Origin of the sequence: Duffyella sp. Ts4 (genome assembly GCF_051851875.1) — a bacterium.
Classification (GTDB): Bacteria; Pseudomonadota; Gammaproteobacteria; order Enterobacterales; family Enterobacteriaceae; genus Duffyella; species Duffyella gerundensis.
Window position 1 is genome coordinate 186,212 of the sequence record NZ_JBLYPN010000006.1, and the last position, 14,722, is coordinate 200,933.

The 14,722-nt window shown below is 59.6% G+C and carries 11 protein-coding genes; 4 read left to right on the plus strand and 7 right to left on the minus strand.

Translation table 11 applies throughout. The features are described 5' to 3' along the window. Positions 1-207 precede the first annotated feature (207 nt). The 4 genes from ACJY2L_RS11975 to phoB form a co-directional block, all read right to left on the minus strand. A complete protein-coding gene (locus tag ACJY2L_RS11975; protein ID WP_439212715.1) occupies positions 208-1,311 on the minus strand; it encodes a cobalamin-independent methionine synthase II family protein in 1,104 nt (367 codons plus the stop codon). A 173-nt stretch (positions 1,312-1,484) separates the two neighbouring features. Further along, positions 1,485-2,408, minus strand: coding sequence for a PstS family phosphate ABC transporter substrate-binding protein (locus tag ACJY2L_RS11980; RefSeq protein WP_439212714.1), 924 nt, complete (start codon positions 2,406-2,408; stop codon positions 1,485-1,487). A gap of 18 nt (positions 2,409-2,426) precedes the next feature. Continuing rightward, a complete protein-coding gene (gene phoR / locus ACJY2L_RS11985; RefSeq protein ID WP_067428316.1) occupies positions 2,427-3,740 on the minus strand; it encodes a phosphate regulon sensor histidine kinase PhoR in 1,314 nt (437 codons plus the stop codon). A 15-nt stretch (positions 3,741-3,755) separates the two neighbouring features. Beyond that, complete coding sequence (gene phoB / locus ACJY2L_RS11990; protein ID WP_067428313.1) at positions 3,756-4,445, minus strand: phosphate response regulator transcription factor PhoB; 690 nt, start codon at positions 4,443-4,445, stop codon at positions 3,756-3,758. A 191-nt stretch (positions 4,446-4,636) separates the two neighbouring features. Here phoB and sbcD point away from each other — a divergent pair, with 191 nt between their 5' ends. The 3 genes from sbcD (at position 4,637) to ACJY2L_RS12005 (ending at position 9,984) form a co-directional block, all read left to right on the plus strand. Then, positions 4,637-5,860: an exonuclease subunit SbcD gene (sbcD, locus tag ACJY2L_RS11995; protein WP_439212713.1), complete on the plus strand. Its 1,224-nt coding sequence runs from the start codon at positions 4,637-4,639 to the stop codon at positions 5,858-5,860. Beyond that, a complete protein-coding gene (locus tag ACJY2L_RS12000; RefSeq protein ID WP_439212712.1) occupies positions 5,857-9,522 on the plus strand; it encodes an AAA family ATPase in 3,666 nt (1,221 codons plus the stop codon). Before sbcD ends, ACJY2L_RS12000 begins: the two co-directional genes overlap by 4 nt. A gap of 63 nt (positions 9,523-9,585) precedes the next feature. Further along, on the plus strand, positions 9,586-9,984 hold the full coding sequence (locus ACJY2L_RS12005) for a cell envelope integrity protein TolA (RefSeq protein WP_067428304.1): 399 nt from the start codon (positions 9,586-9,588) through the stop codon (positions 9,982-9,984). On the opposite strand, the gene qhpR is transcribed toward ACJY2L_RS12005, so the two are convergent. Both qhpR and ACJY2L_RS12015 read right to left on the minus strand, forming a co-directional pair. After that, positions 9,944-11,002 (minus strand): AraC-like transcriptional regulator QhpR, encoded by a 1,059-nt coding sequence (qhpR, locus tag ACJY2L_RS12010; protein ID WP_439212711.1) that lies wholly within the window; start codon positions 11,000-11,002, stop codon positions 9,944-9,946. The genes ACJY2L_RS12005 and qhpR overlap by 41 nt on opposite strands. A 125-nt stretch (positions 11,003-11,127) precedes the next feature. Beyond that, positions 11,128-12,132 (minus strand): phosphotransferase enzyme family protein, encoded by a 1,005-nt coding sequence (locus ACJY2L_RS12015; protein ID WP_439213085.1) that lies wholly within the window; start codon positions 12,130-12,132, stop codon positions 11,128-11,130. A 253-nt stretch (positions 12,133-12,385) separates the two neighbouring features. Between ACJY2L_RS12015 and eat the strand changes: the two genes are divergently transcribed. Further along, positions 12,386-13,756, plus strand: a complete 1,371-nt coding sequence (gene eat, locus ACJY2L_RS12020; RefSeq protein WP_439212710.1) for an ethanolamine permease — start codon at positions 12,386-12,388, stop codon at positions 13,754-13,756. Positions 13,757-13,789: 33 nt separating this feature from the next. Here the strand turns inward: eat and mak are convergent, their stop codons facing one another. Beyond that, the gene (mak, locus tag ACJY2L_RS12025) at positions 13,790-14,701 is read right to left on the minus strand and encodes a fructokinase (protein WP_439212709.1); all 912 of its coding nucleotides are present in this window, start codon (positions 14,699-14,701) and stop codon (positions 13,790-13,792) included. Positions 14,702-14,722 lie beyond the last annotated feature (21 nt).

Consider the following 14,722-nt stretch of genomic DNA (forward strand, 5'->3'; position numbering starts at 1 on the left):
ATAGCGGGGAAAGGCAATACAGGATCGGAAAAGCAGAGTGATATAGCGCGGGCGAGCAGAAAGTTAGCGAAATCGTTTAAACTATTCAATAGAAGCATTACATGATGTGTAGTTTATTTACACAGCCGTTGGGCATATCGGTCATATGAAGCGATTCAGTTGCACAGAAGGCGCGGTTTACGCGCCTGTCTGCACAACTTTACGCCATCACCACACTTGTTGCGCGATATCGACCACCAGACGAATTTTCGCCCACTGCTGCGCTTCCGTCAGGCTGTTGCCCTCTTCAGTTGAGGCAAAACCACACTGCGGACTGAGGCAGATCTGGCTCAGATCGACAAACTGCGCCGCTTCGGCCAGGCGCGCTTTCACCACCGCCGGGTCTTCCAGTTCGCCCTGTTTGGTGGTGATTAAGCCCAGTACCACCTGCTGTTTGCCTGGCTTAATAAAGCGCAGCGGTTCAAAGCCGCCAGCGCGTTCATTGTCATATTCCAGGTAAAAAGCATCAATATTAACGCTGCCGAACAGAATCTCAGCCACCGGCTCATAGCCGCCTTCGGAGATCCAGGTTGAGCGGAAGTTGCCGCGGCAGACGTGCAAACCGATGATCAAATCGTCCGGTTTGCCTTCGATTGCCTTGTTCAACACGCGGGCATAAATACGTGCCAGCTCTTGCGGATCGTCGCCACGCTCGCGGATTTGGCGCTTTTGATCTTCCGAACAGAGATAGGCCCATACGGTGTCATCGAGCTGCAAATAACGGCAGCCTGCCTCGTAAAAGGCGGCGATGGCCGTGCGCCAGGTCAGCGCCAGATCGTCAAAATAGTCATCCATATTCGGATAGACGTCGGCATCAATGGTTTTACGACCGCCGCGGAAGTGCAGCACGCTTGGGCTGGGAATGGTCATCTTTGGCACTGCATCACCGGCGATGCTTTTCAGATAGCGGAAATCTTCCAGCATCGGGTGCTGACTGAAGCCGAGCTTGCCGGTAACGCGCACGCCGTGGGCTTTGGTCTGCACGCCGTTGAACTGAATGCCCTGATCGGCTTCATAGAGCTCCACGCCGTCCAGCCCGGCAAAAAAGTCAAAGTGCCACCAGGCACGACGAAACTCACCGTCAGTGACTACCTGCAGGCCGTTGGCTCGCTGCTTGTTCACCACGTCGAGAATCTGTTCATCTTCAATCTGACGCAGCGTAGCGGCATCAATGTCGCCAGCGGCAAACTGCGTGCGCGCCTGTTTAATCGCCTGTGGACGCAGAAAGCTGCCAACGGTATCGGCACGGAAAGGGGCGGTGAACTGGCTCATGAACGGGCTCCTGAAAGAGAATCCTTCCTGCCGGTGATTGCGGCAGGAAATAGTGACCAACTGTTATTTACAGCCATCTGGATGGCTATATGTCTGGAGGCAGATTGACATGCTGCACGCAGCGGCGCAATAGAGGAAAATTCATGTCGCATGAAATTAATTCACGTTGGCCGTCAGGGTGCGGTGAACAGCCGTTGCGCCTGTACCACCTGCTCAGTGGAAAGCGGCAGATAGCCGGTGCGTGGAATCATCGCCTGTCCTTGCGCCGAGAGCACATAATTGACGAAGGCGAGCGTACGCGGCTCAAGCGGATGTCCCGGTGCTTTATTGACGTAGAGATAGAGCGGGCGAGCAAAGGGATAGCGACCGCTGCGGATCGCGTCCACGGTGGGCGCAACCGGCGTACCCGCGTCACCCACCAGCGGCACGATTTTCACGCCGCTGAGATGAAAGCCCATGCTGGCATAGCCGATAGCGTTAAGGTTACTGGCCACCGCCTGTACCACAGCAGCAGAGCCGGGGAATTCCGCCACGTCGTTGCGAAAATCGCCGTCGCACAGCGCCTGCTGCTTGAAAAAACCCCAGGTGCCAGAAGCGGAGTTGCGGCCCTGGCGGGCAATGGTGCGGTTCTGCCATTGCGGCTGCGCCAGCAGATCGCCCCAGCGCTGCGGCACATGTGTGCCACCACAGCGGCGAGTGACGGAAAACAGCGCATCCAGCTGCTGCACGCTCAGCTGCTGCAGCGGATTGTCCTGATTCACCATCACCACCAGCGCATCCATCGCCACCGGAATGGCCAGCGGCGGATAGCCATATTTTTCTTCAAACAGGCGGCGTTCCGTGGCCTGCATGGGCCGACTCATGGCGCCGAGCTGCGCGGCACCGGCCGCCAGCGCGGTCGGCGCGGTAGAAGAACCCGCCGCCTGCACCTGCACGTTAACGCCAGGATAGAGCCGGTTAAAATCCTCGCCCCACAGCGACATCAAATAGCCGAGCGTATCGGAACCGACGCTGTTCAAATTGCCGGCCAGCATGCCTTCTTTTGCCTGCGCCAGCGGGCCCGTCAGCAGCAGCAGAGCCAAAATCAACGCTTTCATCGTTATGCCTGCAAGGGGTTAATGCACGGCATTTTCAGCCAGATCTGCCTGCACAATCAAGCCTGGTGGCAAGGTAAAGCTGAAGGTAGTGGCTTTACCCGGCTGGCTGGTGATCTCCAGTCGGGCGTTATGGTGGCTGAGCGCATGCTTCACGATCGCCAGCCCGAGGCCGCTGCCACCGGTTGCCCGCGATCGCGCTTTGTCGACACGATAAAAACGTTCGGTCAGCCGCGGCAGGTGCTCTGCGCTGATACCGGGTCCGTCATCGCTGACGCTGAAGCGCACGCCATCGCGCACCCGCTGCCAGCTGACGCGAATATGCGTGCCTTCGGGCGTATGATTAACGGCGTTGTACACCAGGTTTGAAATGGCGCTGCGCAGCTGCTCATCGTTGCCGAACACCTTCAGCTCGCTGTCAAAATCAAAGCTGATGGTATGGCGGCCGCTGCTCAGTGTTTCCGCCTCGCGTTGCAGCAGGCGCAGCATAATCGGCACATCGACTTTTTCAGAGAGATCGACCACCGGCGCGGCTTCAATACGCGACAGCGTCAGCAGCTGTTTTACCAGGCTGTCCATGCGCCGCGTCTGTTCCTGCATGGTGTGTAGCGCTTTGTCCCGCGAGCGCCCTGCCATGCCGGCATCGTTCATCATCTCCAGATACCCCTGCAGCACGGTAAGCGGCGTACGCAGTTCGTGACTGACGTTGGCAAAGAAATTTCGCCGCGCGCCCTCCAGCTGATGTTTCTGCGTGACGTCGCGCGCCACCAGCAGCCACTGGCCTTCGCTGTAAGGCATGACGCGAAATTCGAGGTGGCGCTGGTTGTTCATCACCAGCGTCAGCGGTTTCGCAAAATCGCGCTGGCGAATATAGCGGGAGAATTCCGGATAGCGCAGCAGGTTGAGGATATTCTGGCCATTATCTTCCGGCCAACGCAGCCGCAGATGCTGTTGCGCAAGGCCGTTGCACCAGAAAATATTGCCCTCTTCGGTGGTCAACACCAGCGCATCGGGCAGCGACTCGGCTCCGCTGCGAAAGCGTTTGATCAGATTGCCCAACTCGCGGCGGCGGCGGCGGTTACGTAACTGCATCTGATAAAGCCCGTAAAACAGCGGCTCCCAGCTGCCGCGTCCGGTAGGCGGCGTCATGGTGCGGTCAACCCACAGCCAGTTCGAGAGCTTCATCAACTGCCAGAAATGCCAGAACAGCACGGCCAGCACCGCACACAATAAAAACCAGGCCAGACCGCCCAGCAATAAACCCAGAATAGCGGCTGGCAGAATCGCCAGCAGTAATTCCAGCAATAATCTCTTCCAGGAGAGGCGTTCCAGCACGAGTGTGACTCCGGATCAGTAGCGGGCGGAGAAACGATACCCTGTTCCACGCACGGTTTGTACCATGCGATCGTGTCCGGAGAGTTCCAGCGCCTTACGCAAACGCCGAATATGCACGTCCACGGTGCGATCTTCCACGTAGACGTTGGTGCCCCAGACGTTATTCAGCAGCTGTTCGCGGCTGTAAACCCGTTCCGGATGGGTCATGAAAAAGTGCAAGAGTTTGTATTCAGTAGGGCCCATTTCCAGCGGCGTGGTTTCTGACATCACCCGATGCGATGAAGGATCAAGGCTCAATCCCTGCATTTCAATCACCTCTTCCACCGCCATCGGTGAAATACGGCGCATTACCGCTTTGATACGCGCCATCAGCTCTTTTGGCGAAAAAGGCTTGGTGATGTAATCGTCGGCGCCGACTTCCAGGCCACGTACCCGATCTTCCTCTTCACCGCGCGCGGTCAGCATCATCACCGGAATATCCCGGGTCATCGCTTCACGCTTCAGGTGTTTAATGAACTGAATGCCGCTGCCGCCTGGCAGCATCCAGTCAAGCAGGATCAGGTCCGGCCAGGGTTCAATCAGCATATTGATCGCGCTGTCGTAATCTTCTGCTTCTATTGGTTGGTAGTCGTTCTGCTCCAGCACAAAACACAACATTTCACGAATGGGGGCTTCATCTTCGACAACCAAAATACGCTTAGCCATTATTGCTCCTGCGAATGTGACCCGGGTCACTGGGATTTGCGGCGTCATTATGCGTCAGTTTTATGACAGATTTATGAAAAAAGCACGGGGGTGCCGCACGGTTTTTAACACTTCTGTTACCGCTTTCCTTCGCCCCTTTTTATTTTCAGTCGGTATAATCGGCGGCGTCTTTTCATTGCCCGGGAATCAGCATGCGCATCATTCACACCTCCGACTGGCATTTGGGTCAGTTTTTCTACACCAAAAGCCGCGCACCGGAGCATCAGGCTTTTTTTAGCTGGCTGCTGGCGTGTGTCGAGCAGCATCAGGTGGATACCATTGTGGTGGCGGGCGACATTTTTGATACCGGCTCGCCGCCGAGCTACGCCCGCGAACTCTACAATCGCTTTGTGGTGCAGTTGCAGGCCACCGGCTGTGAGTTGGTGGTGCTGGGTGGCAATCACGATTCCGTTGCCACCCTGAATGAGTCGCGCGAACTGCTCGCCTGCCTGAATACCCGGGTGATCGCCGCTGCCAGCGACGATCCTGCCGATCAGGTGCTGCTGCTGAAGGATCGCCAGGGTCAGCCGGGCGCGCTGCTCTGTGCCATTCCCTTTTTGCGGCCGCGTGACATTCTGCGCAGCCGCGCCGGGCAGTCCGGCCGTGAAAAACAGCAGAGCCTGCTGGAAGCGATCGGCGAGCACTATCAGCGCTGCTATCAGCAGGCGCTGACCGAACGCGATCGCCGTGGCGATCGTCTGCCGATCGTGGCCACCGGCCATCTGACCACCGTCGGCGTGACCAAAAGTGATGCGGTGCGCGACATCTATATCGGCACACTGGACGCCTTTCCGGCGCAGGCGTTTCCACCCGCCGATTACATTGCACTCGGCCATATTCATCGGGCGCAGCGCATCGGCGGCAGCGAGACCATCCGTTACAGCGGCTCGCCCATCCCGTTGAGTTTCGATGAGTGCGGCAGTGAAAAAAGCGTTTTTCTGCTGGAATTCAGCGGCGATCGGCTTAATGAGATCGAGACGCTGGTGGTGCCGGTGTTTCAGCCCATGCAGATTCTGAAAGGCTCGCTGGCGGAGATCGAGCAGCAGCTGACACCGTTCCGTCACGGTGACTATCCGCAACCGGTGTGGCTGGATATTGAAATCGCCACGCTGGAATACCTCAATGATGTGCAGCGTCACATTGAACAGCTCACCGCCGATCTGCCGGTTGAAGTGCTGTTGATTCGCCGCAGCCGCGAACAGCGCGAGCGTCATTTTGCCAGCCATCTCAACGAAACCCTGAGCGAGCTGCAGCCCGATGAGGTCTTTGCCCGGCGGCTGGCGCAGGAGTCGCTCTCTGAGCAGCAGCAAACCACGCTGCGCCAGCTGTTTGCGCAAACGCTTGATGGCCTGAATGATGATGAGACGTCCGCATGAAAATATTGACCCTGCGCTTCAAAAACCTCAACTCACTGCGCGGCGAATGGAAGATCGATTTCAGCGCCGAGCCGTTTGCCAGCAACGGCCTGTTTGCCATTACCGGCCCCACCGGCGCGGGCAAAACCACCCTGCTGGATGCCATCTGCCTGGCGCTTTATCATCAAACGCCGCGCCTTGGCCCGCTGTCGCAGACGCAGAATGAACTGATTACCCGTGATACCGCCGAATGTCTCGCCGAAGTGGAATTTGAAGTCAAAGGCGTCGCCTGGCGCGCCTTCTGGAGTCAGAACCGCGCGCGCGGCGCGGTGGATGGCAAGCTGCAGGCGCCGCGCGTCGAGCTGGCGCGCTGCGATGACAATGTCATCGTGGCCGATAAGGTCAACGACAAGCTGAAGATGATCGAAACGCTCTCTGGCCTCGATTTTGCTCGCTTCACCAAATCGATGATGCTGTCGCAGGGTCAGTTTGCCGCCTTTCTGAATGCTAAAGCGGGCGAACGCGCCGAGCTGCTGGAGGAGCTGACCGGCACGGAAATCTATGGTCAGCTGTCGATAGCGGTGTTTGAACGGCATAAAAGCGCACGGCTGGCGCTGGAATCATTACGCACGCGCGCCTCGGCGATGGCGCTGCTGGATAGCGCCAGCGTGGCTAATCTGCAACAGCAGCTGGATGTGCTGGGCGAACAGGAACAGCAGCTTAATCAACAGATTGAGCAGCTCAGTCAGGCGCAGCGCTGGCATGAACAGCAGCAGCAGCTGGCGCAGGATGCCGACGCTGCCAGTCAGCAACAGCAGCAGACGCAGCAGCAGTGGCAACAGCTGGCGCCCGAGCGCGAACGTCTGGCACGTGCCGCACCGGCCGAAGCATTGCGCACGGTGTGGCAACAGCGCCAGCAGGTCAACGAGGATCTGCAGCAGCTTGAACAGCAGCTAAGCCAATTGCAGCAGCGCATGACACAGCAACAAGCGGAACAGCAGCAACGGCAACAGGCGCTGGCGCTGGCGGCGGCGCAGCGTCAGCAGCAGTATGACGCTCAGTTAGCGGTTCAGCATCTCACTGAGCAGGTGATTCCGCTGGACAGCCAACGAGAACGCATCGATCAGCAGATCGCGCAGTTACGCACCATCTGCGACGATCATGCCGCTGGCGTGGCAACCCAGCAGCGTGCTCAGCGTGAGCAGCAGCAGACCCTTCAGGATTTACTGACGCAGCAACAGCGGCAACAGCAGTGGCGCGAGGCGCATCCGCATCTGGCGCGTTGGGGTGAAGCGCTGCCCGCCTGGCGTGAACAGCTTCGTCAGCTGCAGCAGGCGGAACAGCAACAGGCAGAACTTACCGCCGCGCTGAACCAGCAGCAGCGCGATCGACAACAGCACAAGCAGCAGCTTGATGCCTTGCAGCAAACGATGGCGCCGCTGCTCAGCCAGCAGCAGATCGCCGAACAGCAGGCAGCCGAGGCGGAGCGCGCGCTGGCGGTGCTGCACCAGCAGTATGCGCCAGAGCAGCTTCAGGCCAGCAGCGAGCGGCTGATGCAACAACGCCCGGCCCGGCAACGGCTGGCCCTGCTGGCACCGCAGCTGAGACAGCTGACAACGCGCCAGCAGAAACAGCAGAACAGCCAGCAACAGCTTCAGCAACAGCAGCAGGAACATGAACAACAACTCGCGCTGCTGCGTCAGCGCTGGGCAGAAAAACATCAGCATCTAAAAGATCTGCGTGAGCGCTGCGAGCTGGAAAAGCAGATTGCCGATCTCGCCGGTTATCGGGCCCAACTAACGTCTGGCGCGCCCTGCCCGCTCTGCGGCGCCTGTGAACATCCGGCGATTGAGGCTTATCAGACCTTAACCCTCACTGAAAGCCAGCTGCGATTGCAGCAGCTGGAACAGGAAGTGAAGCAGTTGGGCGAAGAAGGCAGTGCCAGAAAAGCGCTGCGGGAAGGCGTGCAGATGCAGCAGCAACAGCTGACGCGCGAGCAGCTTGAGCTGACGCAGGAGCACGAGCAGTGCCTGCATCAGTGGCAGCAGCTAAACGAATTACTGGCGCTGAGCATCGCACCAGAACAGCAGGCGGAGATCGACGCCTGGCTGGCGCAACAGGATGCAGAAGAGGCGCAACTGGCGCAGCAGCAGCTGACACTCCAGCAAGCCAGCACGCGCGTCCAGCAGGCGAAAGAGCACTACTGGCAGGTGCAGCAGCAGTGCCAGCAGCAGCAACAGCAGCAGCAGTTGCTCATTCAGCAGCTGGACAACCTGACGCGCAGCGCTGAACAGGCTCACCAACAGCAGGAAAAAGCGCAGCAGCACTGCGCCGTGCTGGCAGAGGCTTTCCACGCTTCGCTGGCGCCGCTGGCATCGCCCGCCGTTGACCAGCGCAACGACTGGCTTCAGGCACGCCAGCAGGAGTGGCAACAGTGGCAGGAAAGTGAGCGCACACTTACCGAGTTGGGCCAACGACTGGCTGAACGACAACAGCAGCTGGCACTGTTAACGCAACAGCTGCAGCAGCAGGAGGCGCAGCTGCAACAGTCGCAGCAGGAGCTGACATCGCTGCAGCAACAGCGGGCGAGCCTGCAGCAGCAGCGCCAGCAGCTGCTTGGCGATCGGCGCGTCGATGATGCGCGTCAGCAGGCGCAACAGGCGCTAACGCAGGCCGAACAGGCGTTAAATGCCGCCACGCAGCAGAGCCAGCAGGCGCAAAATCAGCTTAATATTCTTGATGGCGAACAGCGTTCGCTTTCTGCCCAGCGCACGACACTGCAACAGCGCGCCGAAACCACCGGCGCCGCGTTCCGTCAGTCGCTGGCTGAACAGGGTTTTAACGATGAAACCGCATTCCAGGCAGCGTTGCTGGAAGCCAGCAAGGCCGCGACGTTACGCGCGGCGCAGCAACAGGCGGAACAGGCATTGCAGCGCGCCAGCGTGCTGGCCGATCGGGCGCAGTCTGCCCTCGCCGCCCATCAGCAAAAGCAGCCCGCGCTCAGCCTGCCGCTGGCTGAGCTGACCGAAAAGCTGGCCCAACTGCGCCAGCTGGCGCGAGAGAATGCACAGCAGCAGGGTCAGGCGCGTCAGCAGCTGGAGAGCGATAGCAAGCTGCGTGAACAGCAATCGGCGCTGCTGGCTCAGATTGCCGACGAAGAGCAGTCGCTGCTTAACTGGGGTCTGCTTAACGAGCTGGTCGGCTCCGGTAGCGGCGATAAGTTTCGTAAATTCGCGCAGGGGCTGACGCTGGATCATCTGGTCTGGCTCGCTAATCGCCAGCTTGATCGGCTGCATGGCCGCTATCTGTTGCAGCGTAAATCGGAAGAGGCGCTGGAGCTGCAGGTGATTGATACCTGGCAGGCAGACAGCGCGCGCGATACGCGTACCCTCTCCGGCGGCGAAAGCTTCCTGGTGAGCCTCGCGCTGGCGCTGGCGCTCTCCGATCTGGTCAGCCACAAGACGCGTATCGAATCGCTGTTTCTCGATGAGGGATTTGGCACGCTCGACAGCGACACGCTCGATGTGGCGCTTGACGCGCTGGATGCGCTCAACGCCAGCGGCAAAACCATCGGCGTGATCAGCCATGTGGAGGCGATGAAGGAACGTATTCCGGTACAGATTCGGGTGCGGAAAATGAACGGGCTCGGTTACAGCAAGTTGGATCGGCTATTTTCAGTGTAATCGCGCTTTCGGCGGCGGCGGCTTTTGGGTAGCCTGTGGACCTGATCAATAAGGAGTGACGTAGTGAAAATTCAGGTTATCGCGCTGGCAGGCGCATTCTGGCTGGCGGGCTGCGCCAGTACGCCGTCGACGACGGCAGCGCCCTGTGCGTCCGGCGTGTCCACTGAGCAGTGCCGCTGGCTGGCTGAGGTCAATGCGAACATTCAGCGCAACTTTGTCGGCTACGATCGTTACGTCGGGCAGCAGTGCGTGGTCAGCGTTGCGCGTAATGCGCAGGGGAAACTCAACGTGCTGCGCACCGAAGGCGATGAGGCGCTCTGCCTGAAAGCCTGGCACACCATCGGCAGCGTAAAAAGCTGGCCATTGCCGCCAACCCAGGCACCCGAGACATTTCAGCTGAACTTCAAGCCGCTGCGTGCGACTACACCGCCAGCTCATCCTGCCGCCACTGCCGCGGACTGATGCCAAACCAGCGGCGAAACGCCCGTGAGAAGGCGCTGACCTCGGAATAGCCGAGCAGCAGCGCCATCTCAGAAATGCTCAGCTGCCGGTTTTGCAGATAGTGCGTCGCCATTTCACAGCGCACGTTGTCCACCAGCGCGGTGAAGCTGATGCTCTCCTCGCGCAGCCGTCGTTGCAGCGACCAGCTTGATAAGCCCAGCTTTTCTGCCACCTCTTCCAGCACTGGCTCACCCTGCATCAGCGATAGATTGACCTGCGAGCGCGCCTGCTCAACGATATTTTGCGGCGGCGCCTCGCCGTTGAGCCGCCGAATCGCATCCTGCATCACCATCAGCAACAGCGGATCGCTTTCCGGCATCGCTCGTGCCAAATCGCGTTTAGCGATCACCAGAGAATTGCAGGGCTGATCGAACCAGACCGGCGCATCAAACGCCTTGCTGTGATCGTGCCACTGCTGCGGACGCGGATGTTCAAAATGCACCTCACGCGGCGCCCAGTGCTTGCCCGCCACGTGACGGATCAGGTTCAGAAACATGCCCAGCGTCAGCTCAGCATCCTGGCGGCGGCATAAAATCGCACCGTGACGCACCTGATAATCCAGCCGCCAGCAGTCGCCTTTATCGACCAGCCGGGTCAGCGTGTCGTGCTGATGCCAGGGAAAGGCGTTGACCACGTTGTGCAGCGCCTGCTCCAGCGTCGCCGAGCAGAGGCCGATATAGCCAATCAGCCCCAGCGACTGCGGCTTAAACTGCCGACCATAATGCAGGCCAAAGTTATCAAAACCGGAATGGCGCGCCGCCTCTTCCAGCACGCGACAATAATTCACCAGCCCGAGGCTCAGCGTCGGCCGCGCCAGCATTTCAGCATCAATGCCGCTGAGGCCAAAGATGCGATCGACGTCGCCGCCTTTATCGGTAATAAACTCGCTCAAGCCACTGGCGGCGGCGGCCAGCACGCCGCGATTGCTCTCCATGCCGACGGAAAATCCTCCCGGCTGGCCGATCATCAGAGTCTGCATAGTCGCCTTACCTCACGCAGCGAAAACATGACGCTGATTTTTGCAAGATTCATACCAGCCCGGATGAGGCCAGTTTAATGGCGCTGGCCGCCGCCGCGGACGAGAACCTGCCCGCTGATGGTGCATCAGGCACCGACAGGCAGCGCGGCACTCTCCAGATAACGGCGACAGAGACGCACCGAATGATCGGCCCAGTCAGGACCGAGGCTGATGGCCATTTCGGTTTCCGCATGCGAGCCGGTCCATGCCAGCAGTTGAATACGGCGCTGTATTAACAGTGTCGGCAGCAGCGCCAGCTCGGCGTCGCTGATGTGCGCCACCACTTCGTAACCCCGAATCCAGTTATCCACCCATTCTGCGGCACGCGGATGATGCTCAACAAAGCTGATCGCGGCGGCCAGATCGTGCAGATACCAGCCAAAACCGCAGTCGTCAAAATCGATAACCCGGGTTTCGCCTTTATGCAGCAGCAGATTGGTCAGCCGCAGATCGGCGTGGATCAGGCCATAGCGATCGCGATCTTTGCCAAAGGCGGCGAGATCCTGCCCGGCCTGCGTAATCGCTGCGGCCACCACGGCGTGATCCTGCGCCTTCAGGCCAGGCGCATCCTGCCAGCGTCCCCAGTGGCCCTGCTCGCCTACCATGCTGGCGTGATCCCAGATAATGCGCTGAAAACCGGCAGGCTGTTGCCAGCTTTTGCTGTGCCGGTGCAGCTGCGCGGTGATGCGGCCGAGCTGCTGAAAAGCACGCGGATCGACCTCGGTGGTCGGCATCTCGCCGTCAAGCCAGTGAAACAGTACCGCATAACGCACGCCGCCCTGCGCCAGCGCCAGGGTTTGTACCGCCTCGCCCGCCTCGCTCAGCACCGCCTGCGGCACCACAATGCCGGTTTCGCGTAACGCTTCCAGCCAGCGCAGCTCGCTCTCGATTGCCGCTTTTAGATGATAATCCGCGCGGTGCAGACGCAGCGCATAGCGTTTTCCCGCCGCGCGCAGCAAAAAGGTGGCGTTCTCAGAACGGCAAAGCAGGCTTAGCTCGCCCTGCAGCGCCGCAGGATAGAGAGCCAGCGCCTGATGGGCCAGCTGCAGCAGCTCGGCGTTGCTCAGGGTGTCATATTGTTTGGCCATGATTCGCGCTCCTGACATAACGAAAGTGCTATCAGCATGGGATAACGTCGGGTCTCGCCGCTTGACCGCAGACGAGCCTTTGTTGACCACAGACGACAGCGGCCACGCAAGATGCTGACAAGTTGACATCACAGCGCACAACTCACCCCGCCGACGTCAAGTTTCAGCCCGCCAGCAGCGGCATTATCAATGTAAGGCCACTAACAGACCGGGCGCGCAACAGCACCGGAACAACCATCTGAACGGGGAAATGATAATGACAACGACGCTAAAACCGACGTTAGGCACCCTGCATTTGTGGGGCATTGCGGTTGGCCTGGTGATTTCAGGCGAATATTTTGGCTGGAGCTATGGCTGGGGCGTGGCCGGTACGCTCGGTTTTCTGGTCACCACGCTGCTGATTGCCACTATGTACACCTGTTTTATTTTTAGCTTTACCGAGCTGACCACCGCCATTCCCCATGCGGGCGGTCCTTTTGCCTACAGCCGCCGGGCCTTTGGCGAAACCGGGGGATTGATCGCTGGCCTCGCCACGCTGATTGAGTTTGTCTTCGCCCCACCGGCAATCGCCATGGCGATTGGCGCCTATCTCAACGTGCAGTATCCGGCGCTGAATCCAAAATATGCGGCGGTAGGCGCCTACGTGATTTTCATGACGTTGAACATTCTTGGCGTCAAGCTGGCGGCGATGTTTGAGCTGGTAGTCACCGTGCTGGCCGTGCTGGAACTGCTGGTGTTTATGGGCGTGGTCTCGCCGGGCTTTAGTCTGGCCAACTTTGCCGCGCACGGTTGGGCAGGCAGCGACAGCTTTGGTTTGCCCGCGGTGTCCGGCATCTTCGCCGCCATTCCTTTTGCCATCTGGTTTTTCCTCGCCATTGAAGGCGCGGCGATGGCCGCCGAAGAAGCCAAAGATCCGACGCGTACCATCCCCAAAGCCTATATCAGCGGCATTCTGACGCTGGTGGTGCTGGCGATTGGCGTGATGCTGCTGGCGGGCGGCGCGGGCGACTGGCGCAGCCTGTCGGACATTAACGATCCGCTGCCGCAGGCGATGAAAATGATCGTCGGCCCGCACTCTAACTGGATGCACATGCTGGTCTGGATCGGACTGTTTGGCCTGATCGCCAGCTTTCACGGCATCATTCTTGGCTATTCACGGCAGTTTTTTGCTTTGGCGCGCGCCGGTTATCTGCCGCCAGCGCTGGCAAAACTGTCGCGTTTTCAGACGCCGCACCGGGCGATTATCGCCGGTGGCGTGATTGGCATCGCCGCGATTTTCAGCGACGGCTGGATTAATTTGCAGGGCATGAGCCTGACCGCCGCGATGATCACCATGGCAGTGTTTGGTGCCATTGTGATGTACATCATGAGCATGCTGTCGCTGTTTCGTCTGCGCCGCATCGCGCCCGATCTGCCTCGCAGCTTTCGGGCGCCAGGCTATCCGATTGTACCCGCCATTGCGCTGGGCCTGGCGGTGATTTGCCTGCTGGCGATGCTCTGGTTTAATGCGCTGATTGGGGCGGTTTTTGTCGGCTTTATGCTGGTGGGTTACGGTTATTTCCTGCTGACGCACCGCCAGCGGGCGAACGCGCCGCAGGATCGCCTGCTGCAGGGCGACAACCTTTAGTATTACCGGGGCGGCATCGCCCCGGCTGCCTGTTCAGCCGTTAAGCGGCCAGAGCCAGGCCGCGCCGCGCACGCCGCTGGAATCGCCGTGCTGCGCCTTCAGAACCGGCGTTGAACATTCGCCGCCAAACACCCAGTTTTTCATTAATGGCGGCACCGTCTGATAAAGACGGTCCACGTTGCTCATGCCACCGCCTAACACAATGACATCGGGATCCAGCAGGTTAACCACCTGCGCCAGCGACTTCGCCAGCCGCAGTTCATAGCGGCTCAGCGCCAGTTCAGCCACCGGATCCTGCTGCACCAGCTGCTGCATAATTTCCACGCCTTTGCGCGCGGTACCGCTCAGACGCTGATAGTCGGTGGCAAAGCCGGTGCCGGAAACAAAGGTTTCGATACAGCCTTTCTGCCCACAGTAGCAGGCGACCTCTTCACGGTAGCGCAGCTCATCTTCATCCATCCACGGTAACGGATTGTGGCCCCACTCGCCCGCATTGCCATTGCCGCCGATGCGCGATGCGCCGTTGATGGCGATGCCCGCACCCGAGCCGGTGCCGATGATCACCGCGAACACCAGCGCCTTGCCCGCGCCCGCGCCGTCCACCGCTTCTGACACTGCCAGGCAGTTAGCATCATTGGCAATGCGCACGTCACGTTGCAGCATCGTCGCCAGATCGCGATCCAGCGGCTGGCCGTTGAGCCAGGTTGAATTGGCGTTTTTTACCCGATGGCTCACCGGAGAAAGCGTGCCGGGAATACCGATGCCCACGCTGCCGGTTTGGCCGGTATGCGCCTCGGCGCGATGCACCAGATCGGCAATCGCCTGTAGCGTGCCCGGGTAATCGTTGCGCGGCGTGTTAACACGATAACGGAATAACTCGTCTCCCTGGTCTGAGAGCGCGATAACCTCAACTTTGGTGCCGCCTAAATCAATTCCAATACGCACATTTTTTTCCTCATGAGCCGG